The sequence below is a fragment of the Paenibacillus cymbidii genome (assembly GCF_004764705.1).
Classification (GTDB): Bacteria; Bacillota; Bacilli; order Paenibacillales; family NBRC-103111; genus Paenibacillus_AN; species Paenibacillus_AN cymbidii.
The window spans coordinates 1-26135 of sequence record NZ_SHLX01000013.1 but is presented as its reverse complement, the minus strand read 5'-3'; the positions used below and the strand labels follow the sequence as shown (position 1 = coordinate 26135).

The window sequence follows — 26135 nt, the reverse complement described above, 5'->3', positions numbered from 1 at the left end:
GAATAGCCAGTGAAAACGCTGGCTATTTTGGACAAATCGTCTCCAAACCGGCTTTTTTTAGCGAATAGCCAGTGAAATCACTGGCTATTTCTTCATGACCGTCCATTTTTAATGAAATAGCCCATGAAACCGGGCTTATTTCGAAACGCCAGCCCTTTCATAATGTGCCGCGAACCGGGGGGAGCAACCGGCAGGATAGTGCCACCTGTTTCGCGAATAAATTTGGCATGGTTTTTTAACGTTGTATAGGAGCCATGCTGATGGACATCCGGCCTTTAATGGCGATTATGCTGTTTGTTGCGGCGGCGCTGATGCTGCTCATCGCTTATCTTTCCTACCGCAAACGCCACCTGGTCGTCGCCCGGACGATGATTCTGATCATGCTGGCGGCGTCGTTTTATACGGTGGGCTATGCGTTCGAAATATTGAGCAACAGTTTGCGCGGCTTCAAGCTATCGCTGCAAATTGAATATGTAGGCATTCCCTTTATCGTGACGCTGTGGCTCCTCCTGGTCATTCAGTTCACCGGGGCGGCGGAGCGGCTGCGGAAATCGCTGGCGGTAGCGCTGTTCGCCGTTCCTGTCGCAATCTTTTGCCTCCAGCTTACCAACGATTGGCATCATCTGATGTACAGGCGCTTCATCGCAAACGTCGACGGCTCGTTCCCTTTGTACACGACGGTCAAGGGGCCGGGCTATGCGGTGCACATCATCTACAATTACGCGGCGCTGCTGTTCGGCATGCTGCTGTTTGTCCCGATGTACTGGCGCTCCCTGCCGATCGTGCGCAAGCAGATCGCTGTGCTCGTCGTAGGCGCGTTGGCGCCGTTTTTGCTGAACAACTTCCTCTGGTTCGGCTTCGAGGTCGATTTGACGCCGTTCGGATTCGCCGTGACCGGCGCCGCCTACATGTGGGGCATCTATCGCTTCCACCTGCTCCGCCTGACGCCGCTGGCGCAGGCGCAAGTGTTCGATACGATACGCGACGGCGTCGTGCTGTTCGATCACGAGGCGCAGATCGTCGCTTACAACCATGCGGCCGAACGCGTACTTCCCGAGCTCGGCGCGACGAAGCGGTACCCGGCCCACGCCTGGGACGTGCTGAAGGCTTATCCCGGGCTGCTCGAACGAATCGGCGCCGGTGTGGACCAAGGCGATCGGTTCCCGTTCCAGCAAACCGACAGGGGGCGGACGCTGCATTATGCATGCAGTCTTTCGTTCATTTTTGAGGCGCGGAACAGCCCGATCGGCAAGCTGTTGACGCTGAGCGACATCACGGAGCTCAAGGAGAACGAAGCGCGGCTGCGCGAGAACGCCCGCCTGCTGTCCGAGCTGAACGCGTTCAAGGACAAGCTGTTTACGGTCGTGGCCCACGATATCCGCGATCCGATCGCGCTGGTGGTCAACCTGACCGAGCTGCTCGGGGACGAGCTGGCTGCCGCCGAAACCGAACATGCGGTGCTTGTGCGGGAAATCCGCGACCAGGCGCACAGCACGTTTCATCTGGTCGACAATTTGCTCGACTGGTATCGCAGCCAGAGCGGGAACGTCGACTTCCGGCCGCTTGCCTGGAATTTGCGGCAGGTCGTTCGGCAGGCGCTGTCGCTGACGGGAGCGAAGGCCGGGATGAAGCGGATCCGGATGAGCGAGCAGGTCGACGGGGCAATCATGGTGACCGCCGACAAGGAGATGCTGGATCTGATCCTGCGCAATTTGTTGTCCAATGCGATCAAGTTTACCGATTTCGACGGTACGATCGAAGTCGGCGCCGCCCGGGAAGGTGATGCGGTTCGCATCACGGTAAGCGACAGCGGAACCGGCATCGATGGGGAAACGGCGGAGCTGCTGCGGCAGGAGGAACCGTTCCTGAAGCTGCCGGGCATGGGCGACGAAGCGGGCAAAACGCGGTTCGGACTCGTGCTCACCCGCGAATTCGTGCGTCTGAGCGGCGGCAGACTGTGGTTCGATAGCGTGCCGGGGAGCGGGACGACATTCGCTTTTACATTGCCCGGTTCGTCCGGCGAACCGGCGGCGGTCGGGAACGGGATCGACGAAGAAAGGGGGGACGGACGATGAATGTGATCGTGATTGACGACGAACCGGCCATGCATCTGATTATGCGCAAAATGCTGGAAAAGCTGCCGGAGGTGCAGGTGGCGGGCGTGTTCGCGGATACGCAGACGGCATCGGCGTTTCTGGACGGAAACGGCGACGTGCAGCTCGCTTTCGTCGACATTTCCATGCCGCGCGAAAGCGGCTTGTCGTTCGCCGCCCGGATGGAAGCGAAGGGGCTTCCGATGCAAATCATTTTCGTTACTTCGCATAAGGAATTTGCGGTGAAGGCGTACGAATTGTCCGTGCTGGACTATTTGGTCAAGCCGGTGTCGCAGGAGCGGCTGGAGCGGGCCGTCAACCGGGCGATCGCAAGCAGGCGGGAGTGGCAGGAGCCGCAACCGGCAAACGCGGGCGGGGGGCGGCTCGCGGTGACGGTGCTGGGCGATGTGGCCGTGGGCAACGAGGCGGGCCGCGTGAAATGGATATCGCGCAAAAGCGCCGAACTGTTCGCCTACCTGCTGCTGCATCGCGGCAAACGCGTGCCCCGTTCGCGGCTCGTCGCCGACATTTTCGCCGGGATGGCCGAAGGGAGCGCGGTGTCCGGCCTGAACGCCGCTGCCCAGCAGCTGCGCCAATCGCTGGAGCCGTTGCGGCTGAACGACGCCGTCCGTTCGGAGAGCGGCGGGTATGCGCTGGAGCTGGGCGAAGCTTCCGTCGACGCGGCGGCGTTCGAACAAGCGACGGCGAAGCTGCAGACGATCGGACCGGAGCGGATCGACGAGGCGCTGCGGGTAGAACGGATGTACACGGGAGACTTGTTCGGCAACCGGGCGTACGTGTGGGCGGTCCACGAAACCGAGCGGCTCGCCGAGCGGTACGAGTCGTTCGTGACCCGGCTGGCGGAAACCTTGCTGGACCGCTCCGAGCCGGCGGCCGCGTCGAAGCTGCTGGTCAAGCTGCACGCGCGCAATCCGCTGGACGAGTCGACCGTGCGCCTGTTGATGCGGGTTCACGCGGCATCCCGCGACAAAAAGGCGCTGACCGCCCAATACACGGATTATGCCCGCCTGCTCGGCCGAGAGCTCGGCATTCGCCCGGAGCAGGAGTTGGCGCTGTTTTACGATTCCCTGGTGGCGGGGATGGCCGTGGGGAAATAAGGCCCCCGTCCACTATAGTGAAACTGAATGAGAATTGTTGTCATTTAGAAGCGGCAGCGAAGAAATAGCCAGCGATTTCGCTGGCTATTTTTGGCGAACCGCGCCAAATTGGGCGTATAAGCCATTTTTCATGGCCTATTTTAAAAGAGGCCCTCCCCACCGCAAGGGTTTGCGGTTTTTTGCGTTGTGGTCGTGCGCTTGCAGCGCGGCGGCGGCGGAGTTTCCGCTTCGCCGGCCGGTTGTTCCGGCTGCTCCCGACAGCCGGGAAAAGGCGGTATAACGGTCGCTTTGGGGGAATACGCTGAATTATCCGAACCATAAGATGAGGTGAACCGATTGGATAAGCCGGTGCGCAACCAGCCGCAGCAGACGCGGCAGATGCTGCAGCCGTCCGCGCCTGCGTCGATTCCCCAGCCGATCCGCAGCAGCGACGGGGCGGGCGGGATCGATCTCGGGCCGCGCGACATCATGCGGGACCGCGAAAATCCGGACATGTTCGTTCCTCCGGCGACCGATGCGGGACTGGTGCCGAATTTGAAATTTTCGTTTTCGGACGCGCATATGCAGCTCAATCAGGGCGGATGGTCGCGGGAAGTCACCCGGCGCGAGCTGCCGATCGCCACGACGATGGCCGGCGTCAACATGAGCCTGACGCCCGGCGGCGTGCGTGAGCTGCATTGGCACCAGCAGGCGGAATGGTCGTATATGCTGGTCGGCCACGCGCGCATTACGGCGGTCGACCAGAATGGACGCAATTTTATCGCCGATGTGGGACCGGGTGATCTGTGGTATTTTCCGCCGGGCATTCCGCACTCGATTCAGGGGTTGGCGGACGGCTGCGAGTTTCTGCTCGTGTTTGACGACGGCGGCTTCTCCGATTTGAACACGCTGTCGATATCCGACTGGTTTGCCCATACGCCGCCGGACGTGTTGTCCGCCAACTTCGGCGTGCCCGAATCGGCGTTTCGTACGATTCCGCCCGAGCAGGTATATATTTTCCAGGACGCCGTCCCCGGTTCGCTGGAGAGCCAGCGGATCGAGTCGCCGTACGGCGCCGTGCCGCAGAGCTTCACGCACAAGCTGCTGGCGCAGCCGCCCCTCGTGACGCCCGGCGGCAGCGTGCGCATCGTCGATTCGACCAACTTCCCCGTGTCGAAGACGGTTGCGGCGGCGCTGGTTGAAATCAAACCCGGCGCCATGCGCGAAATGCACTGGCATCCGAACAACGACGAGTGGCAGTACTATTTGACCGGGCAGGGGCGGATGACCGTGTTCGCCGGCAACGGCGCGGCGCGGACGTTCGATTACCGGGCCGGCGACGTCGGTTACGTGCCGTTTGCGTTCGGGCACTATATCCAGAACACGGGCACGCAGACGCTCTGGTTTCTGGAAATGTTCAAGAGCGACCGGTTCCAGGACGTATCGCTCAACCAGTGGATGGCGCTGACGCCGATTCAACTGGTGCAGGACAATCTGCACGTGGGTGCGGAGTTGACGGATGCGCTGCGCAAAGAGAAGTGGCCCGTTGTCTCGTACCCGGGTTTCACTTACAAGAGCGGCGAGGGATTCCTGCCAAAATAGCCCATAAAAAAGAGCCGGCGATTCCGCTGGCTCTTTTTCGCGACAGCCATGTCAATAAAAAAGGACGGGATCCCCCGTCCTGCATTAACGCAGTCTTTTTGCGACAAACTGCTTGTATTGGAAATACAGGAAGCAGCCGAGGCAGAAGCCGCTGAGCGCCAGCACGACGGCGATCGTCAGCATGCTCAGGCTGATGACGGCGACGACGGTGCTGCCGAGATAGTACGCGGCGATCGTCACGACCAGGAACACAATCGCCAGCAAATTGTTGAACCGGAGCAGCTCGCGGCTTTCGGTGCGGGCGCTGGCCGGGAACAGCGGCGCCAGCAGGCGGACGAACAAGTTATATTTGACGCCGTACGTTCGGCTGATGAGCTGCACCGCCAAAGGCAGGAACAAGATCCACACTTGCCCGGTCAGCACGGTGGCGACGACGCTCAGCAGAATGCCGAGCTGGTTGCCGCGGACACGGTGCAGCGGCACTTCTTCGACGCATTCGTAGGCGGAAGCTTGCAAAGACTGGCTCATTCGAAAAACCTCCGATTCTCGATAAGGTTGCCCTCATTATACACCAAAACTGAGTTAATGGGTAGGGATTATCGGCATATTTCCGGCTTGACAATTGGTTTTATAATGTCATAATGACATATATAAAATACAAACCGCGAGGTGGATCGTCATGACGGAACAAGGGCCAGCCGAAACGAACTATTCGCCGAGCCGCTACCGTACGCCCGACGGAGCGCCGGCCGACATCGTCATGTTTACGATTACGTCCACGGCGCGCAAGACGGCGATGAAGTCTCTGCCCGAACGGCGGCTGGAAGTGCTGCTCATTCAGCGCAAAAGCTGGCCGTTCGCCGGGCGATGGGCGCTGCCGGGCGGCTTTTCCAAGGAGTCGGAAACGCTGCTGGAGAGCGCGAAGCGCGAGCTGGAGGAGGAAACGGGCGTCGGCGACGTCCACATCGAGTACTTCAGCGCATACAGTACGCCGGGGCGCGACCCGCGGGGCTGGATCATATCCCATGCTTTTGTCGCGCTGGTGCACGAGCAATATTTGGCCGAGCGGCGGGCGGCCGACGATGCCGCGGACGTCCGGCTGTTCCCGGTCGACGAGGCGCTGCGGATGGAGCTTGCGTTCGATCACCGCGAAATCATCGCCGACGCGCTGGAGCAAATTCGCCGGAAGATGATGACGACGACGATTGCGAAAGAGTTTTTGCCGGAGGAATTTACAATCGGCGAACTTTATCAAGTGATTCAGGCCGTTGTGCCGTCGTTCGCCGAATCGAATTTTATCCGCAAAATTACGTCCACGCGCAGCCGCCAGGGCATCATCGAAGAAGTGAAGGACCGCGACGGCGAACCGAAGCTGTCGAACCGATATTCCCAGCGGGCGGCCCAATTGTACCGGTTTACGGATTATGCGCCTGCGCTATCGATTTACGGGTAAAGCCGCTTACGCGCAGCTGTCGATAATGTCATAATGACAATTTGAAGGGCGGTGCTTGTTCATGAAAGCGTTGATTGTGATCGATTATACGGTTGATTTTGTGGTTGGCAAGCTGCCATGCGGGCAGCCGGCGATCGATATCGAGGACCGGATTGCGGAGTTGACGGAGCTGTTTGCCGGGCGGGGCGACTTGACGGTGATGGCGGTCGATCTTCACCAGGAGGACGATGTGCTGCACCCCGAATACAAGCTGTTTCCGCCGCACAACCTGTGGGGAACCGAAGGGCGCCGGCTGTACGGCAAGCTGGAAGCCGCCTACGACAATCATCGCGACAACATTTATTGGATGGACAAAACGCGATACAGCGCTTTTGCCGGTACGGACCTTGAGCTTCAGCTGCGGATGCGAGGCATTGACGAGCTGCACCTGGTCGGGGTGTGCACGGACATTTGCGTGCTGCACACGGCGGTCGACGCCTACAATAAAGGCTACAAGATCGTCGTGCACGGGGATGCGGTCGCTTCGTTCAACCCGGCCGGCCACGAGTGGGCGCTGCAGCATTTTCGCGGGACGCTGGGGGCGGAAGTCGCCATCGGACAAGGGGGCGGGGACGATGAATGAAAACGAGGGCAACCTGACGCTGCATACGGACAAATATCAGATCAACATGATGTACGCGCATTGGGTGCACGGCACGCTGAACGACCGGGCGGTGTTCGAGGTGTATTTTCGCAAGCTGCCGTTCGGCAACGGGTATGCGGTGTTCGCCGGTTTGGAGCGGCTGGTGCGCTATATTCGCGAACTGCGGTTCGGCGAAGCAGAAATCGCCTATTTGCGCACGCAGGAAGAAGGGTATCGCGAAGCGTTTTACGAGGAGCTGCGGCGGTTTCGGTTTACCGGTGCGATCCGCGCCGTCCCGGAAGGCACGGTTGTATTCCCGAACGAGCCGCTCGTTCGCGTCGAGGCGCGGGTGTTTGAAGCGCAGTTGATCGAAACGGCGCTGCTCAATTTCGTCAACTTCCAGACGCTGATCGCCACCAAAGCATCGCGGATCAAACAAGTCGCCGGCGACGACATCCTGCTCGAGTTCGGCACGCGTCGGGCGCAGGAAGCGGACGCTGCGGTATGGGGCGCGCGGGCGGCGTACATCGCCGGGTTCGACGCCACGAGCAATATGCGTGCGGGCATGCTGTTCGGCATCCCGACGAAGGGCACGCATGCTCACGCCTGGGTACAGGGACATGAGAACGAGGAGGAAGCGTTCCGCCGCTACGCCGAAGCGCTGCCGGACCAGGTCACGCTGCTGGTGGACACGTACGATACGCTGCGCAGCGGGGTGCCGAACGCGATCCGCATCGGGCATCTGCTGGAGCGCCAAGGCAAGCGGATGAACGCGATCCGGCTCGACAGTGGAGACCTCGCCTACTTGTCGCAGCAAGCCCGGCGGCAGCTGGACGAAGCGGGGCTGCCGTACGTGAAGATTGTGGCGTCGAACGATTTGGACGAAAACATTATTTTTAATCTGAAAGGGCAAAGAGCGCGCATCGATACGTGGGGAGTCGGCACGCAGCTCATTACCGGCGGCGACCAGCCGGCGCTCGGCGGCGTTTACAAGCTGGTGGCCCGCGAGAAGGACGGCGGCTGGGAGCCGGTGATCAAAATTTCCGGCAACCCGGAGAAAGTATCGACGCCCGGCTTCAAGGACGTGTACCGGATGGTGAGCCGGGATACCGGCAAGGCGGAAGGCGACTATATCGCGCTGAAAGACGAAGACGTGGTGGCGCGCGGCGACAAGCTGAAGCTGTTCGATCCGGTGCACCCGTATATTTTCAAAGAGATTGAGCGTTACGACGCCATTCCGCTGCTGCGGCCGATTGTCGAGGCGGGGGAGCTGGTGTACGAACTGCCCGGGCTGGACGCGATCCGCAGCTATCACCGGGAGCAGCTGGGGCTGTTCTGGCCGCAGTACTTGCGCAAGTTGAACCCGGAAGCGTACCGGGTCAACCTGAGCGCCGCGGCATGGCAGCTGAAGATGGATCTGATCCAGAAGTATCGGCCGCAGCCGTGAGGGGCGTGTTTGACGGGTGTGAGGTTTGCGTCTGTCACGCCTGCCGAAGGGGCATGGCGAAATAGGCCATGTTTTATGGCCTATTGGGTCGGAAAGGGGCAGTTGCCACGAAATAGCCAGTGATTTCGCTGGCTATTCGCGTCAATTTGCCCGGATTGGGGCAGTTTGGCCCAAATAACCAGTGTTTTCACTGGCTATTTCTGACTAGAGGGACGAAAATGGAGGAGATAAGCCATTTTTTGTGGCTTATTTTATCACTGTCGAACGACGAGGTACGGTTAGCGTTCGTAAAGTCGAGCCTGCATCCGTGGTGACTCTTGTCTCCTATCTAGCGGAACCACCAATTAGGTCAAGTGGCAGGCACTTAACCTGACAATATTGGGGGGCTGACGGCGGTTCGGCGGTTGGAATGCCATCACGACACAGGGGAGAGCGGTTATGGAAATGTTGTCGATGCACGATAGGATCAAAGGCGGGCTGTTCGGCGTCGCGATCGGGGATGCGCTTGGCGGGACGACAGAGTTTATGACGCGCGCCGAAGTCAAGCGGGTGCACGGTTATTTGACCGACATCGCGGGTGGAGGCGTGTGGCAGCTTGCCCCGGGCGAGGTGACCGACGATACGATGATGACGCTGGGGGTGGCGGAAGGGATTTTGGCCGCGCCGGACGATCCGGCGATGGCGATCGGGGAGCGGTTCCTCGCTTGGTATCGCACGCAGCCGAAAGATGTCGGCAACATTATTCGGCGGGTGTTGAGTCAATATGAGGGGAATTGGTTCGAGGCGGCGCTGCTTGCAGACCTCGACCTCGGGCAAAGCGCCGGCAACGGCTCGCTTATGCGTTGTTTGCCGGCGGCGCTCGCATATCCGCGGCTGTCGGATGTCGAGCGCGTGTCGCGGATGCAGTCGCGCATGACCCACTATGACGGGCGCTGCGATGAGGCCTGCGTGTTGTACAATCGAATCGCGCACCGGCTGCTGATCGGAGGCGCCGGGCTGCGGGAGGCGATCCGCGCGGAAATTGCCGGCAGCGCTTATGCCGGTGAACTGGATGCGACGGCAGAGCCGAACTGCGAGCCGAGCGGCTTCGTGGTCCATACGTTCCGCTGGGTGGTGCACCTGCTGCTGACTTCGGCGACGTTCGAGGAAGTCGTTCAGCGCGCGGCGAACCTGGGCGGCGACTCGGATACGATCGCCGCAATCGCCGGAGGCCTTGCCGGCGTGCACTGCGGCTACGCGGGCATCCCGGAGCGCTATCGCAGTCGCATTTTGTTGAGGGAGAAGCTGGCCGACGTCAGCGACCGCTTGGCGATGCTGCACGAAGAACGCGGGGGCGTCGGCGGGTAAGCGGAGGCGGGCGAGCGATAGGCGGCACTGCGCGGGGAGTGGTGGGACGACGGCGGGTAAGCGGGCGGACTGACGTGCGCGAGTGGAGTCGGGCGAACCATAGGCGGCGTTGCGTGGGGAGTGAAGGAGGAGTCGGCGGGTAAGCAGAGGCGGACTGACGTTCGCGAGCGGGGGCGTGCGAAGGCGGCGCTGCGCGGGGAGTGAAGGAGCGGCAACGGGTAAGTGTCGGCGGACTCGATGTACGCGAGCGTTGGTGCAAAATCGCCGTTGACACCGATTGCTGTGCGCGGCTATACTTGCGATGAAACGTTTCATTTTGATTAAGCGGAATATATTTTCACAGTGGCAATGGCAAGGGCAAGGAAGACGGGGGAGCGGAGCAAGCGAATGAAACCGACGTTGAAGGACGTGGCGAAGCTGGCGGGCGTCTCCATCGGGACGGCGTCCAAGGTCGTCAACGGGGAAGGCAATGTGCGTGCCGAACTGCAGGAGAAAGTGTGGGAAGCGGTGCGGGAGCTGCACTACTTGCCGAATGCGGTGGCGCGAAGCCTGAAGTCGGCGAGCACGCGCACGATCGCCGTGCTGCTTGCGGACATCACGAACCCGTTCCAGATGTCGCTGGCCAAAGGAATCGAGGACGTGACGTATGACCGCGGTTACCAGTTGCTCATCAGCTCGACGAGGGAAGATCCGGCGATCGAGCGGCAAAATTTGCGGATGCTGCACGAGAAGCGAGTCGACGGCATCATCGTGTGCACGACGGGCAAAGTCAACGAGGATATTCGCGCCCTGATCGAGTCCGGTATCCCTGTCGTGCTGGTCGACCGGCCGGTGCCCTCGTTGTCCGCCGATAGCGTCGCCGACAACAACATGCTCGGCATGGAGCTGCTCGTGGGTCATTTGGCCGAGCGCGGCCATCGGCGCATCGGCATCGTGCACGGCGACCTGAACAGCATCCATGGCCAGCTTCGCTGTGACGGCATCGCAAAAGCGATGGCGCAACGCGGGCTCGACCTCCCGCCGGAACGGGAGTACTTGGGGCGATTCGCCTTCGACGGCGGGCGGGAAGCGGTGGAGGCGTTCTCCCGGTTGGCGGAGCGGCCTACGGCGATCATTTCCGCCAACAATAACATGACGGCGGGCATTTTAAGCGCAAGCCGCGACAAAGGCATCCGCATCCCGGAGGATTGGGCCGTCGTGTCGTTCGGCGAGCTCGAGTACAACTGGAATTTGATTACGCCGACGGTAACTGCCGTCAGCCAGGCGCCGCTCGCAATCGGGCGCAAAGCCGCCGAACTGGTGCTGGCCCGGCTGTTGAACGGGAGGAGCGACGATATTGCGCACGTTTTGCTGACGCCGTCGCTGCGATCGGGGGAATCGTCGCCGTAATCGCCGGCGAATGGTGGGAGTGAGCTGGCGCGCACGTTTGGGCAGAGCTTCGGCGCGTTTCAGTCGGTTTTTGCGTAGTTTAAGCGTATTTTTAGACTTAAATGAAGGCGGAAGCGGCAACTTCCAACCGTTAAGTGCAAAAAGGCCTTATACTTTTCTGGACTGCACCAATTAATGGTATTTCCCGTTCCTTTAAGCGCACTTATGCAGTTAAGGGTGTAAAATGGGATGTTTGTGCCGGTTTTAAGGGTATTTTTGCAGAAAGGGCGTAGAGTAGTGTGTTTGGCTAGTTTATATGCACTATTGCAGTAAGGATGCAGAGTAGAGCGTGTTTTGGCTAGTTTTAAGTGCGGTCCTGCTGCGAGGTTGTTGGTGCGAGGGGAGCTTATTACGGCGGTACGGCCGGATGTCCAAAGGCACTCCAACCGGAAGGCGATTTTTGTTAGCACGTTAAATGAAACGTTTCACTGGGGGATTGCCGAGCAAGCTGCCCGCCAGTACCAAGCAGCCCCATCATCCCCATCATTCCCATACTAAATGAAGAGGTGTTCACGAAATGACGCAAACGATCGATTTGTCCGGCAAAATTGCATTGGTTACCGGCTCCAGCCGCGGGCTGGGCCGGCATTACGCGCTGCATCTGGCCCGCGCGGGGGCCGATGTCATCATTCACGACATCAACCGCAGCGCGGCGGCGGAGTTCGGCGAAGCCGTATCGGGCGAAGCCGTCGCCGATGAAATCCGCGCCCTTGGCCGGCGCTCGGCGTTTCTGACCGCCGATCTGACCGATGCGGCGCAGGTCGAAGCCTTCTTCGCGGCGGCGGTCGACGCCTTTGGCGCGGTCGATATCGTCGTCAACAACGCCGGCGGCGACATTGGCGCGCGGACGCCGCGGCCGGACCCTAACGACGCGATCGACATCCACGTCGACGACATCAAGGCGGTGCTCGAACGCAACCTGCTGTCCGTCATGTACATGGGCAAGTTCGCCGGGGCGCACATGCGGGAAAGACAAACCGGCAAAATCATCAACGTCGGCTCCGGCGCCGGCCATGTGCCGACAAGCGTCGGCATCATCTACGCCTCGGCCAAAGCCGGCATCTCGCACTATACGCTCTGCTTGTCCGAGGAGCTGCGTCCGCACGGCGTCAACGTCAATTGCATCGCGCCGGCGGCTACTTACACGGGACGTTTCCTGGCGACACGCACGGTAACCGGCCAGGAAGGGCTGTCGCGGCTGCAGAAAATCGCCGAACCGGACGACATGGCAAAAATCGTGATGTTCCTTGCCGGCTCCGGCTCGGACTATTTGACCGGCGAAACGATTATTTGCCGCTAACCGTCTTCCCGCATTCATTCCATTAATAGCAACAAGGAAGGAGCCGACAGCATGACCGCAACCGCAAGCGCCAAACAGGCGAGAATCGCCGTTTTCCCCAAAGGCTATATGGAAGAAATCACGGACGGCCGCATCACGCTGCTGGAATGGATCGACATGGCCTCCACGCTGGGCGCCGACGGGCTCGAACTGTACCCGACGTTTCTGAAAGAGACGGGCGACGCCTATTTGCAGAAAGTGAAACAAGCGGCCGACGAAGCCGGACTGGCCATTCCGATGATGTGCTCGTCGCCGGATTTTACGCATCCCGACGCCTCCTATCGCCAAATCGAAGCCGATAAAATCAAGCTCATGATCGACGTAATGGCCAAGCTCGGGCCGGAGGATTTTCGCAGCTGCCGTGTGCTGTCGGGGCAGAACCGTCCCGGCTTGGCGCGGGAGGACGGCATTCGCTGGACGGTCGAAGGCATCAAGCAGCTGCTGCCTTACGCGGAGAGCCGGGGCGTTCACCTCGTCATGGAAAATCACTACAAAGACGGCTTCTGGCATTACCCCGAGTTCGCCCAGCCGCACGACCTGTACCTGGCGATCATCGAACAGATCGATTCGCCCTGGTTCGGGGTCAACTACGATCCGTCGAACGCGATTTTTGCCGGCGAGGATCCGCTTGAGCTGCTGGCGCAAGTCAAACACCGCATCGTCACGATGCACGCCAGCGACCGCTACCTGCGGGAAGGCTACACGCTGGACGACTTGCGCCACTATTCGCTGCAGGGCTACTCCGCCGCGCTTGCGCACGGTGTCATCGGCAAAGGGCTGAACGATTACGACCGTATTTTTGCCGAGCTGCAGTCGGTGTCGTTCCGCAACTGGATTTCGATCGAAGACGGGGTGAACGGTCTTGGCGAAATGAAGGAATCGGTCGAGTTTCTGCGCGGCAAGCTGGCCGCCTATTTGCAATAAGCCAACGCCCGCGTGCAGGCGGCTTCGATGCTCATCAGCCGCAGCGTGCCGCTTGCGCGGTCGACCACTTCCACTTCGCCGCGCTCCGCGTGTTTGCCGACGACGATTCGCACAGGGATGCCGAGCAGATCGGCATCCTTGAATTTGACGCCGGGGCGCTCGTCCCGGTCGTCCAGCAGGGCGTCGACGCCGAGCTCGGCGAGCCGCCGGTAGATCGACTCGGCTGCCGCCAGTTGCGTCCCGTCCTTCGCGGAGACGGGAATGACGTGCGCGCCGAAAGGGGCGACCGCCGCCGGCCACTTCAAGCCGGCCTCGTCATGATGCTGCTCCGCGATGGCGGCCAGCAGCCGCGAAATGCCGATGCCATAGCAGCCCATGATCACCGTCCGCTCCTTGCCTTCCCGGTCGAGGAAAGCGGCGCCGATGGTCCCGCTGTACCGGGTGCCGAGCTTAAAGACGTGTCCGACTTCAATTCCCCGCAGCAACCGCAAAACGCCATCCTTGCAGCGCGGACAACAGTCTCCTTCCGCCGCACAGCGGAAGTCCCCGGTCATCGCCAGCGCAAAATCCCTCCCGGGACGCGCATGGCGAATATGATGATCGGCTTCCCCTGCGCCGACAACAGCTTCCGGCATAACCGCCGCCGCCCGGTCGACAAGCAGCGGAACCTGCAGCCCGATCGGCCCGGCATAACCGACAGGGGCGCCGGTTGCCGCCCGCACTGTCGCTTCATCCGCCAATTCCAATTGCTCCGCGCCGAGATAGCGTTTGATTTTGACCTCGTTGCCCGTATGATCGCCGCGCAGCAGAACGGCAACCGGCTTGCCGTCGGCTACGTAAAGCAGCGTCTTTATAAGCTCGCGCGGCACGATTCCGAGCTGCCGCTCCAACTCGTCGATCGTACGAATGCCCGGCGTATGGAATTTCACCGGCTCGGGTACGCCGGCACCGTCAGCGGAAGAAACCGGCGCATCCGGCGCGGCGGTTTCGGCCTGCTCCATGTTGGCGGCGTAATCGCAGTGCGGACATGCCACAATCGTATCTTCGCCGATATCGGCCAACGCCATAAACTCATGCGTGCCTCCTTCGCCGCCGATCGTCCCGCTGTCCGCCTCCACGGCGCGATAGTTCAGCCCGCAGCGGCTGAAGATGCGGTGGTATGCCTCGTACATAGTCTGGTATGACCGGTCCAATCCATCCCAATCGGCGTCAAAAGAGTAGGCATCCTTCATCACAAACTCCCGGGTGCGCAGCAAACCGGAGCGCGGCCGGCGCTCGTCGCGGAATTTGCTTTGCACCTGGAACACGATCGCCGGCAGCTTGCGGTAAGAACGAATTTCGCCTTGCACCACTCCTGTGACGACCTCCTCGTGCGTCGGACCGAGCGCAAACTCCCGCTCCTGGCGGTCCTGCAGCCGGAACAAGTCCGGCCCGTACAAGCCGTAGCGCCCCGACGCCCGCAGCAGCTCCGCCGGCTGCAGCGCCGGCATCAGCATTTCCTGGGCGCCCGCCCGTTCCATCTCCTCCCTGACGATTCGCTCCACCTTGCGCAGCGCGCGCAAGCCGAGCGGCAGAAACGTGTACACGCCCGCCGCCAATTGCCGGATATAGCCCGCTCGCAGCAGCAGCCGATGGCTGGCGGTTTCCGCCTCTGCCGGAGCCTCCCGCAGCGTAGTTGCGAGCAATGTTCGTTGTCTCATCGCAATGTCCTCCTTCTCCTTTATCGCGTTACCGCTCGAATAAAAAACAAAACGACACATTCGCCAGGGACGAATGTGTCGCGGTACCACCCTGATTTGACCGTCCATGCAAAAAGCAAGGGCATGGCGATCCTCGGTTCGCATAACGGCCGACGCCGGCAGCGGTGTGACGCCGCTGCAGCTCGCAAGGCGGGAAGCTTCCGTTCGCGCGGGAAACCTTTCAGCCGGGGGTTTCTTCTCTGTGCCGCCGATGCGGAAGTTTTGGTTCTTGGTCATCGCAATTTGTTCCAATGTAGCCGATAACGGGCGGGTCGTCAAGTATGCTAGAATGATTCTATTGATCGAAGCAAGCAAAGCGAAGGAGAGAACGGAAATGGCGGACGAAACGGCGGGATTGCGGCAAGCCTACAACAACCATGCCGAACAAAGGGATCAATCGGGCATCGCCGACTGGAAAGTCGAAGAAAGGGAACGGTTCGTCAGCCGCATCATGGAGGAAGGAGGGACGTCGCTGCTCGAGATCGGCGCCGGCACGGGGCGGGACAGTCTCTTTTTTCGGCAAAAGGGGCTGCAGGTCGCGTGCGTCGATTTGTCGGATGAAATGGTACGGCTGTGCCGGGCCAAAGGATTGGAAGCGCACCGGATGGACTTCGGGCGGATGACGTTTGCGGACGAAAGCTTCGACGCGGTTCATGCGATGAACTGCCTGCTGCACGTCCCTTCCGCCAAACTGGACGGCGTGCTGCTGGAAGTGAGCCGCGTGCTGCGGCCGGGCGGCCTGTTCTTTTACGGCGTGTACGGCGGGAAACGCTCGGAAGGCATCTGGGAGCAGGACAGCTACGAACCGAAACGGTACTTTACCATGTTCGCGGACGACGAACTGATCGGCATCGCGTCGCGCCGGTTTCGCGTCGAGGATTTCCATACGGTGGGCATGGGCGAAGGGCAGCCGCATTTTCAGGCGCTGCTGCTGCGCAAAACGGCCGAAGCGCGAACATCGTAAGAAGCTTGGCGAAATAAGCCATCTTTTCGGGCCTATTTCGCTCCGAATGGGCAGTCGCCGCGAAATAGCCAGTGATTTCGCTGGCTATTTCGGCGAAACGTTCGATTTTGGGGCGATGGGGTCCGAATAGCCAGTGATTTCACTGGTTATTTTTCATGAATGGGTGAAAAACAGGCGAATAAGCCATTTTTCATGGGCTATTTTGGCGGGAGGCGCGGGAGGCGCGGAAGTCCCCGACAGTCAGCGTTTCGAACCCGGCATCCCGCGCCAACCGCCGCAATCAATCGGTTCAATCGCCGCGCGTTTCCGTCCGCGAGTGGGCAAGCGGATGCTCCGCTGCGCCCCCGGCGACAAGCGGCAGCTGCCGGACCACCTGGTGGCGCACGTAAGCCGACGGCGCGCTGCCGGTAATGTTGCGGAACACCTTGTTGAAGTAAGACTGTTCGCAAGCCGGTAGACGAGGCTGGAAGTGACGCCCTGCAGGCTGTCCGCTTCGGCCGCCTCGCCGAGCAGCGCGAGCAGCTCCAGCAGTGCGGCATGGCACAGCGCGGGCCGGCCGGCCGACTGCCGCAGCCAATATTGCGTCAGCGCCGCGAAACGGTTGCGCACGTAATCGCCGCTCGGCGGGCGAGCCGCGCAAGCGCGCTCCGCGCCAAGCAGCCGCACGCCTTCCCCGTCTCCCGCGTAATGGAAATGCGCGACGTACATTTCGTGCGTCTCCCTCGGCGCGTTCCACGCTTCCCGCTCGATGCCGGCCGGCATGCAGAGCATATCCCCTTTGCAAGTGCGGGAGCTTGGCGGCGGCCGGACATGGCGGCCGGTGTTCGACGGGCGCGGTTTTCGCATCGAAGGCGTCACCGGCAACATCGAAGTGTTCTGGTAAAAGGATCCGAACGAAGGAAGCGGGCATATCCGCTTCCTTTTTCCGTGCGCGTCCGATATGATTTTCATGAGGCGCGTTTCAAACTCGCCCGTTTGGACGTAAATAGATCCATATGCGCAGAACCAGAGGTGTGAACATGCAAGATTGGCATGCGATCGGTCATCAGACATTATTCGAGCACGTCTTCCGGAATGCGCCGATCGGCATCGCGCTCGTTACGGTCGACGGCAAGTGGATTGGCGTCAACCCGGCAGCCTGTACGATTTTCGGCTATACGCAAGAGCAGTTCATGCAGCTCAAGGCAGAGACGTTCATCCTGGGCGATCTGGCGTCGGCGGACGGCGACCTGCTGCAAAAATTGTATGACGGCGACATTCCCGCCTTCGAGGTCGAGCGGCAATACGAGCCCACCGCAGGCCAACCGATCTGGGCATCGCTGCATCTGTCGCTGGTGCGTGACGAAACGAGCGGGAAGCCGCTTTATTTTATTATGCAAATCGTTAACATCACCAATAGTAAAGTAGCCGAGCAGAAGCTGCAGGAAAGCATCGAACGGTACACCTCGCTCAAGAAGTACAACCACGATGCGATTATTTCGTTCGGCTTGGACGGCCGGATTATTAACGGCAACCGGATGGCGGAGCAGTTGACCGGCTTTCGGATTCAGGAGTTGATCGGCACCAGCATTGCGGGCTTGATCGGGGAACGGAATTTGCAGGCGGTGCTGACGGCGACGAACGAATATGCCGCCGCGGAAAAAGAAATCGAAGACTTCCGGCACAAGGACGGCCATACGGTCGAGGTGCTGGCGACGCTGGCGCCGATCGTCATTCACAACCTGACGGTGGGCTTCTATATTATTGCGAAAGATATGACGGAGCAGAAACGGCTCATCATCGAAAAAGAGGCAGCCGAAAAAACGAATCGGGCCAAAAGCGATTTTCTGGCGATGATGAGCCATGAAATCCGCACCCCTATGAACGGCGTCATCGGCATGACGGACTTGCTGCTGGAGACGGAGCTCGATCCGGAGCAGCTGAGTTATGTGCAGATTATTCAGAAGAGCGGTGCCACGCTGCTGGCGATCATCAACGACATTCTCGATTTTTCCAAAATCGAATCCGGCAAGGCCGATCTGGTCGAGGAGCCTTACAATGTGCGGGCGGTCGTGTCGGATACGCTGAACGTCATGCTGCCCAAAGCGCTGGAGAAAAACCTCGAAGTAACGGCCTCGTTTATGCCGAGCGTGCCCAACATCGTGCTTGGGGACGTGATGAAGCTGCGGCAAGTATTGATGAACTTGCTGAGCAACGCGATCAAGTTTACGCCGAACGGCGCCGTGGCCATCTCCGTGCAGGGCGAAGCGTTGGACGGGAGGACGACTTGCCTGCGGTTTGCCGTCAAGGATACGGGTATCGGCGTGCCGCCGGACAAGGTCGCGCATCTGTTCGAGCCGTTCTACCAGGTGGACCATTTCATGACGCGCAAGGCGGAAGGCACCGGCCTCGGGCTGGCCATTTGCAAGAAGCTGATCCATCTGATGCACGGGGAGATCGAATACGAAACGAACGCCGGACAGCCGGGCTCCACGTTCCGCTTCGCGATCCGGGTGCAGAACCAGGACGACGGGGCGGCGCTGGCGCAGCAGGAATTGGCGTCGGGGCAGGAGCAGGGGAGCGGCGGCGGTTCCTTGCGGGTGCTCATCGCCGAAGACAATGAAGTGAACCAGATCGTGCTGAAGCGGATGATCCAGAAGCTCGGCTACAACGCGACGATCGTCGCCAACGGAGAAGAAACCGTCGAGGCGGCGAAGCGGCATCCGTACGACATCATTTTTATGGATGTGCAGATGCCGCTGCTTGACGGCGTGCAGGCGACGCGGCTGATCAGGGAAACGTCGCAGCACCGGAAGCAGCCGTTTATCGTGGCCGTCACGGCGCATGCGGTCAAGGGAGACCGCGAGAAGTATTTGACCTCCGGCATGGACGCCTACATCAGCAAACCGATCCAACTGGAGGAAGTCGCCTCCACCGTCCAGGCTTGCCTGGCCGTGCAGCAAGAGTGAACGGAAAAACAACCTTCCAACGCAGGGACGCTGCGACGGGAAGGTTGTTTGCGTTCGTGCGGGGCGTTACGGCTCGATTCCGTCTTGCGCTTCTTCTCCTTCGGGCGCCGGTTCGATGGGAGCGGGCGGCGTCCACTTGCCGCGCACCCAGCTGATCGCAAACGACAGCAAACCGAGCACGAGCAGCATCGCCGCTTTGTAGATTGTTTGTTCTCCGTAAAGATCGAACAGGATCGCCTTGCAGGCGACGATAACGAGCACGACCGAACCGAAAATGACGAACAGCTTTTGCTTGTAATACGATCCCCAGAGGAACAGCGTCAGCGCGTAAAGCCCCCATACGCAGGACAGCGTCAGCGAGAGCAGCGTGCCCGACCCGTCGCCGCCGTATTCCTCGAAGGCGGACTGGATTTGTACGGTCAGCAGACCGCCCACGATCAGGTGAGCGAACAGCGCGAACAGGTTGGTCCACAGCCTGTCGTTCGAAGCGTTGCGGTCGTGCGTCGTCCGGTGCAGCGAAAAGTAGAAGCCGAGCGCGGCCAGCAGCATCCACGAGACCGCTCCCCAGTTCAGGAACGGGATGTACGTGCCGAACCATTCGCCGCGCGGCGTTTCCCACGTGACCACGTACCAGTAGACGCCGACGGCGGCCCAGACGGCGATCGCCGCGAATTCGGCGATTTTCCAGCGTTTGCTCCGGCCTGCGGCTGCCAGCAGGGCAGCGATTGCGCCCCAGACCAGCGCGCTGACGAGCGGCTTCGTCTCCAGGCCGTCGCCGAGCTGCGACGCCGCAATGAGCAGCAGCAGCGCCCCGCCGGCCCCGTGGCTGAAGAGGAAGGCGACGGCTCCCGGAGCGAGCCGGTATACGACGAAGCCCGTCAGGATGCAGACAAGGCCGATGAACGAAAGCAGCGCCTCAAGCGGCAAATCGCCATTTAGCAAATAGGAAGACCAGCAGCCGAACAGCACGACGTTGGTTGCGCTGAGATACAGGTTCCAGCCGTCGAACCGGCGGCCGTTGCGCCAGGAAGCGAGCAGGAAGCCGATCAGGTAGAAGACGAACGCGGCCGTTGCGTAACGAACCGGCATCGTCCAGACGCCTTCCGTCTCTGGCGAGAAGTGGACGAAGTACACCGCATAGATCAGCCAGGTGCCGATAAAAGCGGCGCTGCGCAGCTCCTCCCAGCCTTTGGCGATGCTGAGCAGGAAGAAGGCGACGTTGACGACAAGCAGGTAGAGGAACAAGGTGAACACCTGGTCCGTTTCCGGCTGCATGAACAGCGGCGACAGCAGGCCGCCGACGAGAGCGACGTTCATGACGAGCCGCGAGTTGTCGCGGAATGCGTAGTAGGACAGCAGCACCGTCACGGCGGTCATGCCTAGCAGGACGGTCATGGGCGACCACAGGTCGAAGTAGATGCCGGCAAACGAAATCGTGGCGTACAGGATGCAGGCGCCGAGTCCGATGACGATGTCGCCGGCTGCGCGGAGCGTCTGGCCCGAAGCGGACGGCGCGGCGGCGGATGAGGCGGCAAGGTCGCCGGTTTGCCTTTTGGCGACGGCGATGCCGGCGATGGCGAGCCCGATGCCAAGCAAGAGGCCGGCTCCGATCTTCATCGGATCGGTAATCCAGTCGCGGTCGAGCGAATAGCGGAACAGCGTAATGAATGCGGTCAACACGAGCAGCACGCCGAGCAGCGATGTCCATTGCTTCTTCAATAAAGGCAGCAGCATAGCGGTTTCCTCCTACTATGGGGGTTCTTCTTGCCCTTATTGTAGAAAATTGGCGCAAAAAAAATAGTACCATCTTTACATGGTACCAGGGTCGTCGTCCCGCGCCTCCTTTACGTCGGTCCGCTCCAGCAGGCCGTATTCCTTCGCCTGGCGGGCGGCGTCTTTGGAGGAGGTCAATTGCAGCTTCTTCAGCAAATAGTTGATCTGGTTCTTGATCGTGCGGATCGACACGAACCGCTTGTCGGCGATTTGCGACTGCGAGTAGCCTTGGTCGATCATGTCCAGCAGGTGCAGCTCGGACGGCGTTATTTTGTCGCGCATGCGGCTGACCTCGAACTCGCGCTCCAGCTTCTTCAGCCGCCGGAACTCCTCGCGCATGCGTTCGGCCGCCGCGGGGCTGATCGGCGACGCCTTCGCCGCGGCTTGCCGGACGGCATCCGGCAGCGATTCGAAATCGGCTTTGATTCGGTAGTCGAGCGCCCCGGCCTGGAACGAGCGGAAAATCAGCTCCCGCTCCTCCATCGACGTGAGCATGACGACCTTCGCGCCGATGGCGGCGATCGTTTCTTCGGCCAGGGCGATGCCTTCCGGCGCGCCGTGCAGCATGATGTCCATCAGCACGACGTCGGCCGCCGCGTTCGGCTCCTGCAGCTTCCTGCGCACCTCCGCCGGATCGCCGGAAGCGAACGCCAGCGCCAGATCGGGCTGCTTGCCCAAGTAGCCCGACAGCCCGCGCAGCCAGTCCGCGTCGTCTTCCACTATCCATACGACAATCGGCTTCCCCTTATCGAAAACATCCACTACGGGTTATCCCTCCGTGATCGGTTTGGCGGCGCCAAGCTCCGCGCGTATGCTGCGCTTCGGAAAAACCAGCGTCACGCGGGTGCCGGAGCCCGGCTTGCTGCGCAAATGCAGCGAGCCGCCGTGCTTGCGCATGACCTGGAACGCGTACGGCAGGCCAAGGCCGAAGTTTGCGCCGCCGCCGGCCTTCGTCGTGTAGAACGGATCCATCGCCCTTCGCAGCTGGGCCGCATCCATGCCCGGACCGTTGTCGCCGATTTCGAGCAGCAGCTCCTTTTTGCCGGCGGTCCATTCGACCGTCAGCTCGCCTTGCCCGCGCATCGCTTCGGCCGCATTGGCGACGATGTTGCCGAGCGCTTCCGCCGTCTGCGCCGGATCGAGCGTGCATCGCCAGCCCGCCGCCAGCGACACGCGCAGCGTGATGCCTTGCAGCCGCGGAGCGAGACCGTCCAGCACGCCGCGAATCAGCCGTTCCATATCGGTGGCGGCCGGCTGCAGCGTCAGCTCTTCGGTTTTGCGATGGACTCGGGCGATCATCTCCTGCATGTGCGCCGCCGCCGTCAGCACCACGTCGATATCCGCCAACAGCGCCTTGTCGCCGCTTGCTTCGGCGTTTTCGCGGATGCGCTGGCCGAACAGGCGCATTTTGGCGGCATCGTTCTTCATTGCGTGGTTCAGCAGCGCCGTTCCGCTCGTGACGGCCCGGAACGCGGTGTCCAGCCGCCGGCTTTCGATCAGCAGCCGCATGCCCATGAAGCCATATGTGAACAACCCGGTGACGAACAGGGCAACTCCCGCGCCGACGAACCATGTGTTGTACACCCACGTTCGCAGGAAGCCGAGGCTCGGCAGCACGTAGCTCAGCACCATCGCCATCATCGCCGGGACGAGCACGGCCAGGCACGCGACCGAGTAGGCGGCCCAATGGGACGGGTGCCGCGGGCGCTGGACGAGCATGTTGGCCGCGCCCGCCAGCATGAGCGGAACGGCCCACCAGACTACGACACGGTACGTGATCGGGTACGTCTCGTTATAGGGAGGCGTCGCCAGCAGGAACAAGGCGACGGGGACGAGCAGCAGCGCGGGCAGCCATCGGCGCCAAACGGCCGGGATGGCGGCAATCGGGCGGAACGCCAGGGCGTACATGGCGAACGCGTAGGGGACGCCGTAGTAGGAGACGAGCGACGAAGTCGCCTGCAGGCGGTACAGCGCCGGTTCCCAGCCGGCGTATGCGGGCTTGCCGGCGATCCACGGGATGAACCGCTCGTCGAGCGTAACCGCGAGCGCTCCGGCCCCGCCGCTTGCGGCGAGCAGCGCCAGCCAGCGGATCGACGCCGAACGCGGGTCGTTCGCCAGCAGAAACAACCCGACCGCCCACAAGGCGATCCAGACGAACAGCATGCGCCGGCTCCTTTCGTTGCTTCGTGAAATTCAGATTTGGTTTTTACAGAATCAGAAAGGATAAGCTTCGGAGCGGAACTTCCTGATTCGGCATGAAAAGTTACCGCTAAAGCCGGGCCAACTTCTTCGAAGTGCTTCGATAGAAGCTTTTCTTACAGAATCAGAAAGGATAAGCTTCGGAGCGGAACTTCCTGATTCGGCATGAAAAGTTACCGCTAAAGCCGGGCCAACTTCTTCGAAGTGCTTCGATAGAAGCTTTTCTTACAGAATCAGAAAGGATAAGCTTCGGAGCGGAACTTCCTGATTCGGCATGAAAAGTTACCGCTAAAGCCGGGCCAACTTCTTCGAAGTGCTTCGATAGAAGCTTTTCTTATAGTTCTTCTTATAAGTTCGGCGCATGGCGGCGATTTTCCTTGTTGGGCCGGCCGAAAAGCGGGCGCTGATGTGCGGTTATAATGTTGTATGCAGCAGCCGGAGCGTTGCGTGTTCCCGGAAGCCTCGGTCCGTGTAAAACGCAAACGCCGGAGCGGACTTGTCGGTCAGCAGAACGGCTTGATCGATCCCCCGGTCGCGCAGGTCGGCGCAAACGAAAGCAAGCAAACGCGAACCGATTCCTTGCCCCTGACTGTCCGGCCGCACGAAAAACTCCTCGATCCAGAACTCCGTGCCTTTCCACCATTGCTTTTCTTTGCCCAGTACCGCAGCGACTGGCGAGTCGTCCTGCGTTTCGTCGATCGCCGCATATCCCCGGAAGCCCGGCGTATGCCACAGGTCATGAACCAGGCGCCGCGCCGTTTCGGGTGTCCATTCGTTGTTCCACGGCGGCCGGTTGAACACGTCGATGTACAAGGCGACGCATTTCTCTATGTCGTCCGGGCCGAGCATGCGAAGGTGCATGTTGTTCCTCCTCTGCGTTACTGTATTTCTATATTCTGGGGCGGGAACGGGGAATCCTGCCGACCTTGGCCGCTGGCGGAGCTGCTGCTGGAAATTTGCTGGCGGCCTTGAAGTGAGCGATACCCAGCACGTCGATAGAAGGTGAAACGATGATGTCCCTTCGTTGGTCGGAGGCCGCTTCGTGCCGGTCTTTTTTTTCATGTTAATAAGTTTTGGGGTGGAAAGAAGAAGGCAGCGCATGAAACATGCGCTAAACGCGCCGCGGGAAGCTCCAGCGGATGCCGCAGCGCATGAAACATGCGCTAAACACGCCGCGGGAAGCTCAAGCGGATGCTGCAGCGCATGAAACATGCGCTAAACGCGCCGCGGGATGCTCGCAACAACATTGCAGCGGTCGGCTGCGCCAAGAAGGTGCACGCACTAATCAGATTGCGTTTTCTTTGTTTTGCTCAAGAGGGCTGCAATCTTTATACTGCTTCACCGTCAACGGAGATTACCGTTCGAGGCAGCGCCGTCTCATCGCGCACTGTGCCGCAACTATTGTTATAACGATTTCGTCGCTAGGCAGGAAACGACGGCGGGGGCTACAATGGTAGCTATCAACGGAATCGGAAATAGGAAGCGAGAACAGTGATGAACGAAAAGGATATCGTTACCCGATTGCGCGCGGCCGGCTGCGTGTTCGCCGAAGAGGAGGCGCGGCTGCTGATTGGGGAGGCGCAGACGCCGGACGCACTCGCGGCCATGGTCGAACGGCGCTGCGAAGGTGTGCCGCTGGAGCATGTCGTAGGTTGGGCGGCATTTTGCGGGCAACGAATCGTCGTTGATCCGGGAGTGTTCGTGCCGCGCCGCCGCACGGAATTTTTGGTTCGCCAGGCGGCGGAGCTCGTCCGCCCGGGCGCGGTCGTGCTCGATCTGTGCTGCGGCTCCGGCGCTGTCGGAGCTGCACTTGCCGCGACGGCTCCCGTGCCGGTCGAGCTGCATGCCGCGGACATCGATCCGGCCGCGGTGCGCTGCGCAAGGCGCAATGTGGCGGCCTTCAACGGCCGCGTATACGAAGGCGACCTGTTCGCTCCGCTGCCGCGAGCGCTGCGGGGCCGCATCGACGTGCTGGTAGCCAATTTCCCCTATGTGCCGACTGCGGCGATCGGCCTGATGCCGCCGGAGGCGCGGCTGCACGAGCCGCTCGCGGCGCTCGACGGCGGCGACGACGGGCTCGAAGTCCAGCGCCGGGCGGCGGCGGAAGCGCCGGTCTGGCTGGCGCCGGGCGGCTGCCTGCTGGCGGAAGCCGGCGAGCGGCAAGCGTCCGCGGCGGCGGACATTTTTGCGCACGCCGGGTTGGACGTGCAGATCGCCAGCTGCGACGAGCTCGACGCCACGGTCGTGATCGGCACGAAACCGGCGCACGGCTAAGCGTGGCGCTCGCTGTGCGCCCCCGCGCGCTGCGCATGGGCTGCCATGCAACAGGGAAACGGATATCACGAAACCTGTTTTTGGCATCCGACGAAGGAATAGCCCCCTTACCCCTTACTCCGACTGCAGCGTTCCCAAAACTAGCTTCCTCACAAAATAGTCCATAAAAAATGGCTTATTTGCCTTATTTCCAACCTTTCGCCCGAAATAGCCAGCGAAAACACTGGCTATTTCAACCATACCGCCTCAAAATCGTCCATTTCAGCGAAATAACCAGTGAAATCACTGGTTATTTCTTTACTGGCCGTTCTTTTTGGCACAATAGCCAATAAAACATGGCCTATTTGCCAATAGCCTCCTTTTCCAAACGAGGGGGAGAGAGATGTTGTCAAGTTAAGGCAGCGTTTCCGGCGAGCGGCGGACGAAATAAGGCTGATTTCAGCCTTACAGCAGCGTTTCGGCGAGCGGCGGACGAAATAAGGCTGATTTCAGCCTTGCAGCGACGTTCCGGCGAGCGGCGGACGAAATAAGGCTGATTTCAGCCTTGCAGCGACGTTCCGGCGAGCGGCGGACGAAATAAGGCTGATTTCAGCCTTACAGCGACGTTCCGGCGAGCGGCGGACGAAATAAGGCTGATTTCAGCCTTGCAGCGACGTTCCGGCGAGCGGCGGACGAAATAAGGCTGATTTCAGCCTTGCAGCGACGTTTCGGCGAGCGGCAGACGAAATAAGGCTGATTTCAGCCTTGCAGCGACGTTTCTGAATTTAGACTAGAAAGTAGACACACTGTAACAGCGACCTGATACAATACAAACAAACGAAAGGTCGAGGTGTGTCATGGGAAATATCCGCCAACATTTTGATGAGGAGTTCAAACGCCAAACCAT

Annotated in this window: 22 protein-coding genes; 15 read left to right on the top strand and 7 right to left on the bottom strand. The window is 60.6% G+C overall.

Annotated elements, in window-relative coordinates; translation table 11 throughout:
- Positions 1-260: 260 nt before the first annotated feature.
- From EXY20_RS18480 to EXY20_RS18470, 3 genes are all read left to right on the top strand, one after another.
- Positions 261-2075, top strand: a complete 1815-nt coding sequence (locus EXY20_RS18480; protein WP_167859349.1) for a sensor histidine kinase — start codon at positions 261-263, stop codon at positions 2073-2075.
- Entirely contained in the window at positions 2072-3211 is a 1140-nt protein-coding gene (locus tag EXY20_RS18475) for a response regulator (RefSeq protein ID WP_135553586.1), read from the top strand. Before EXY20_RS18480 ends, EXY20_RS18475 begins: the two co-directional genes overlap by 4 nt.
- Before the next feature lie 378 nt (positions 3212-3589).
- Positions 3590-4792, top strand: coding sequence for an oxalate decarboxylase family bicupin (locus EXY20_RS18470; RefSeq protein WP_135553733.1), 1203 nt, complete (start codon positions 3590-3592; stop codon positions 4790-4792).
- A gap of 84 nt (positions 4793-4876) precedes the next feature.
- Here the strand turns inward: EXY20_RS18470 and EXY20_RS18465 are convergent, their stop codons facing one another.
- Positions 4877-5320: a DUF4395 domain-containing protein gene (locus EXY20_RS18465; protein WP_135553585.1), complete on the bottom strand. Its 444-nt coding sequence runs from the start codon at positions 5318-5320 to the stop codon at positions 4877-4879.
- 151 nt (positions 5321-5471) lie between these two features.
- Between EXY20_RS18465 and EXY20_RS18460 the strand changes: the two genes are divergently transcribed.
- The 7 genes from EXY20_RS18460 to EXY20_RS18430 all read left to right on the top strand — a co-directional run bounded on the left by EXY20_RS18460 (position 5472) and on the right by EXY20_RS18430 (position 13352).
- Complete coding sequence (locus EXY20_RS18460; protein WP_135553584.1) at positions 5472-6245, top strand: NUDIX hydrolase; 774 nt, start codon at positions 5472-5474, stop codon at positions 6243-6245.
- 61 nt (positions 6246-6306) lie between these two features.
- The gene (locus EXY20_RS18455) at positions 6307-6867 is read left to right on the top strand and encodes a cysteine hydrolase family protein (protein ID WP_135553583.1); all 561 of its coding nucleotides are present in this window, start codon (positions 6307-6309) and stop codon (positions 6865-6867) included.
- Positions 6860-8314, top strand: coding sequence for a nicotinate phosphoribosyltransferase (locus tag EXY20_RS18450; RefSeq protein ID WP_135553582.1), 1455 nt, complete (start codon positions 6860-6862; stop codon positions 8312-8314). The genes EXY20_RS18455 and EXY20_RS18450 overlap by 8 nt, the downstream gene beginning before the upstream one ends.
- Before the next feature lie 438 nt (positions 8315-8752).
- Positions 8753-9661: an ADP-ribosylglycohydrolase family protein gene (locus tag EXY20_RS18445; protein ID WP_207671292.1), complete on the top strand. Its 909-nt coding sequence runs from the start codon at positions 8753-8755 to the stop codon at positions 9659-9661.
- Positions 9662-10048: 387 nt separating this feature from the next.
- Entirely contained in the window at positions 10049-11050 is a 1002-nt protein-coding gene (locus tag EXY20_RS18440; protein ID WP_135553581.1) for a LacI family DNA-binding transcriptional regulator, read from the top strand.
- 556 nt (positions 11051-11606) lie between these two features.
- A complete protein-coding gene (locus tag EXY20_RS18435; RefSeq protein ID WP_135553580.1) occupies positions 11607-12389 on the top strand; it encodes an SDR family NAD(P)-dependent oxidoreductase in 783 nt (260 codons plus the stop codon).
- A 51-nt stretch (positions 12390-12440) separates the two neighbouring features.
- Entirely contained in the window at positions 12441-13352 is a 912-nt protein-coding gene (locus EXY20_RS18430; RefSeq protein WP_135553579.1) for a sugar phosphate isomerase/epimerase family protein, read from the top strand.
- Here EXY20_RS18430 and EXY20_RS18425 read toward each other — a convergent pair.
- On the bottom strand, positions 13340-15052 hold the full coding sequence (locus tag EXY20_RS18425; protein WP_135553578.1) for a proline--tRNA ligase: 1713 nt from the start codon (positions 15050-15052) through the stop codon (positions 13340-13342). The two genes, EXY20_RS18430 and EXY20_RS18425, sit on opposite strands and share 13 nt — an antisense overlap.
- A gap of 373 nt (positions 15053-15425) precedes the next feature.
- Between EXY20_RS18425 and EXY20_RS18420 the strand changes: the two genes are divergently transcribed.
- Positions 15426-16055 (top strand): class I SAM-dependent methyltransferase, encoded by a 630-nt coding sequence (locus tag EXY20_RS18420; RefSeq protein ID WP_135553577.1) that lies wholly within the window; start codon positions 15426-15428, stop codon positions 16053-16055.
- 240 nt (positions 16056-16295) lie between these two features.
- On the opposite strand, the gene EXY20_RS18415 is transcribed toward EXY20_RS18420, so the two are convergent.
- The gene (locus tag EXY20_RS18415) at positions 16296-16817 is read right to left on the bottom strand and encodes a hypothetical protein (protein ID WP_135553576.1); all 522 of its coding nucleotides are present in this window, start codon (positions 16815-16817) and stop codon (positions 16296-16298) included.
- Between EXY20_RS18415 and EXY20_RS40305 the strand changes: the two genes are divergently transcribed.
- The gene (locus EXY20_RS40305) at positions 16816-16938 is read left to right on the top strand and encodes a hypothetical protein (protein WP_268966418.1); all 123 of its coding nucleotides are present in this window, start codon (positions 16816-16818) and stop codon (positions 16936-16938) included. The two genes, EXY20_RS18415 and EXY20_RS40305, sit on opposite strands and share 2 nt — an antisense overlap.
- Before the next feature lie 136 nt (positions 16939-17074).
- Positions 17075-19003: a PAS domain S-box protein gene (locus EXY20_RS18410; protein WP_135553575.1), complete on the top strand. Its 1929-nt coding sequence runs from the start codon at positions 17075-17077 to the stop codon at positions 19001-19003.
- Between the two features lie 66 nt (positions 19004-19069).
- Here EXY20_RS18410 and EXY20_RS18405 read toward each other — a convergent pair whose 3' ends face one another.
- The 4 genes from EXY20_RS18405 to EXY20_RS39050 all read right to left on the bottom strand — a co-directional run bounded on the left by EXY20_RS18405 (position 19070) and on the right by EXY20_RS39050 (position 23836).
- The gene (locus EXY20_RS18405; protein ID WP_135553574.1) at positions 19070-20737 is read right to left on the bottom strand and encodes a DUF2339 domain-containing protein; all 1668 of its coding nucleotides are present in this window, start codon (positions 20735-20737) and stop codon (positions 19070-19072) included.
- Positions 20738-20812: 75 nt separating this feature from the next.
- Positions 20813-21538, bottom strand: coding sequence for a response regulator transcription factor (locus tag EXY20_RS18400; RefSeq protein ID WP_135553573.1), 726 nt, complete (start codon positions 21536-21538; stop codon positions 20813-20815).
- Between the two features lie 6 nt (positions 21539-21544).
- A complete protein-coding gene (locus EXY20_RS18395; RefSeq protein ID WP_135553572.1) occupies positions 21545-22939 on the bottom strand; it encodes a sensor histidine kinase in 1395 nt (464 codons plus the stop codon).
- Positions 22940-23389: 450 nt separating this feature from the next.
- Entirely contained in the window at positions 23390-23836 is a 447-nt protein-coding gene (locus tag EXY20_RS39050; protein WP_167859348.1) for a GNAT family N-acetyltransferase, read from the bottom strand.
- A gap of 330 nt (positions 23837-24166) precedes the next feature.
- Between EXY20_RS39050 and EXY20_RS39045 the strand changes: the two genes are divergently transcribed.
- Together EXY20_RS39045 and EXY20_RS18385 are read left to right on the top strand one after the other, a co-directional pair.
- Positions 24167-24385, top strand: a complete 219-nt coding sequence (locus tag EXY20_RS39045) for a hypothetical protein (protein ID WP_167859347.1) — start codon at positions 24167-24169, stop codon at positions 24383-24385.
- Between the two features lie 84 nt (positions 24386-24469).
- Positions 24470-25249: a putative protein N(5)-glutamine methyltransferase gene (locus EXY20_RS18385; protein WP_135553570.1), complete on the top strand. Its 780-nt coding sequence runs from the start codon at positions 24470-24472 to the stop codon at positions 25247-25249.
- Positions 25250-26135 lie beyond the last annotated feature (886 nt).

What these genes read in the sequence shown, in the direction of transcription:
- EXY20_RS18480 (WP_167859349.1), top strand. Translation starts at nt 261, where the DNA reads ATGGACATCCGGCCTTTAATGGCGATTATGCTGTTTGTTGCGGCGGCG.
- EXY20_RS18475 (WP_135553586.1), top strand. Translation starts at nt 2,072, where the DNA reads ATGAATGTGATCGTGATTGACGACGAACCGGCCATGCATCTGATTATG.
- EXY20_RS18470 (WP_135553733.1), top strand. Translation starts at nt 3,590, where the DNA reads ATGCTGCAGCCGTCCGCGCCTGCGTCGATTCCCCAGCCGATCCGCAGC.
- EXY20_RS18465 (WP_135553585.1), bottom strand. Translation starts at nt 5,320, where the DNA reads ATGAGCCAGTCTTTGCAAGCTTCCGCCTACGAATGCGTCGAAGAAGTG.
- EXY20_RS18460 (WP_135553584.1), top strand. Translation starts at nt 5,472, where the DNA reads ATGACGGAACAAGGGCCAGCCGAAACGAACTATTCGCCGAGCCGCTAC.
- EXY20_RS18455 (WP_135553583.1), top strand. Translation starts at nt 6,307, where the DNA reads ATGAAAGCGTTGATTGTGATCGATTATACGGTTGATTTTGTGGTTGGC.
- EXY20_RS18450 (WP_135553582.1), top strand. Translation starts at nt 6,860, where the DNA reads ATGAATGAAAACGAGGGCAACCTGACGCTGCATACGGACAAATATCAG.
- EXY20_RS18445 (WP_207671292.1), top strand. Translation starts at nt 8,753, where the DNA reads ATGGAAATGTTGTCGATGCACGATAGGATCAAAGGCGGGCTGTTCGGC.
- EXY20_RS18440 (WP_135553581.1), top strand. Translation starts at nt 10,049, where the DNA reads ATGAAACCGACGTTGAAGGACGTGGCGAAGCTGGCGGGCGTCTCCATC.
- EXY20_RS18435 (WP_135553580.1), top strand. Translation starts at nt 11,607, where the DNA reads ATGACGCAAACGATCGATTTGTCCGGCAAAATTGCATTGGTTACCGGC.
- EXY20_RS18430 (WP_135553579.1), top strand. Translation starts at nt 12,441, where the DNA reads ATGACCGCAACCGCAAGCGCCAAACAGGCGAGAATCGCCGTTTTCCCC.
- EXY20_RS18425 (WP_135553578.1), bottom strand. Translation starts at nt 15,052, where the DNA reads ATGAGACAACGAACATTGCTCGCAACTACGCTGCGGGAGGCTCCGGCA.
- EXY20_RS18420 (WP_135553577.1), top strand. Translation starts at nt 15,426, where the DNA reads ATGGCGGACGAAACGGCGGGATTGCGGCAAGCCTACAACAACCATGCC.
- EXY20_RS40305 (WP_268966418.1), top strand. Translation starts at nt 16,816, where the DNA reads ATGCAGAGCATATCCCCTTTGCAAGTGCGGGAGCTTGGCGGCGGCCGG.
- EXY20_RS18415 (WP_135553576.1), bottom strand. Translation starts at nt 16,817, where the DNA reads ATGCCGGCCGGCATCGAGCGGGAAGCGTGGAACGCGCCGAGGGAGACG.
- EXY20_RS18410 (WP_135553575.1), top strand. Translation starts at nt 17,075, where the DNA reads ATGCAAGATTGGCATGCGATCGGTCATCAGACATTATTCGAGCACGTC.
- EXY20_RS18405 (WP_135553574.1), bottom strand. Translation starts at nt 20,737, where the DNA reads ATGCTGCTGCCTTTATTGAAGAAGCAATGGACATCGCTGCTCGGCGTG.
- EXY20_RS18395 (WP_135553572.1), bottom strand. Translation starts at nt 22,939, where the DNA reads ATGCTGTTCGTCTGGATCGCCTTGTGGGCGGTCGGGTTGTTTCTGCTG.
- EXY20_RS39050 (WP_167859348.1), bottom strand. Translation starts at nt 23,836, where the DNA reads ATGCACCTTCGCATGCTCGGCCCGGACGACATAGAGAAATGCGTCGCC.
- EXY20_RS39045 (WP_167859347.1), top strand. Translation starts at nt 24,167, where the DNA reads ATGCTGCAGCGCATGAAACATGCGCTAAACGCGCCGCGGGATGCTCGC.
- EXY20_RS18385 (WP_135553570.1), top strand. Translation starts at nt 24,470, where the DNA reads ATGAACGAAAAGGATATCGTTACCCGATTGCGCGCGGCCGGCTGCGTG.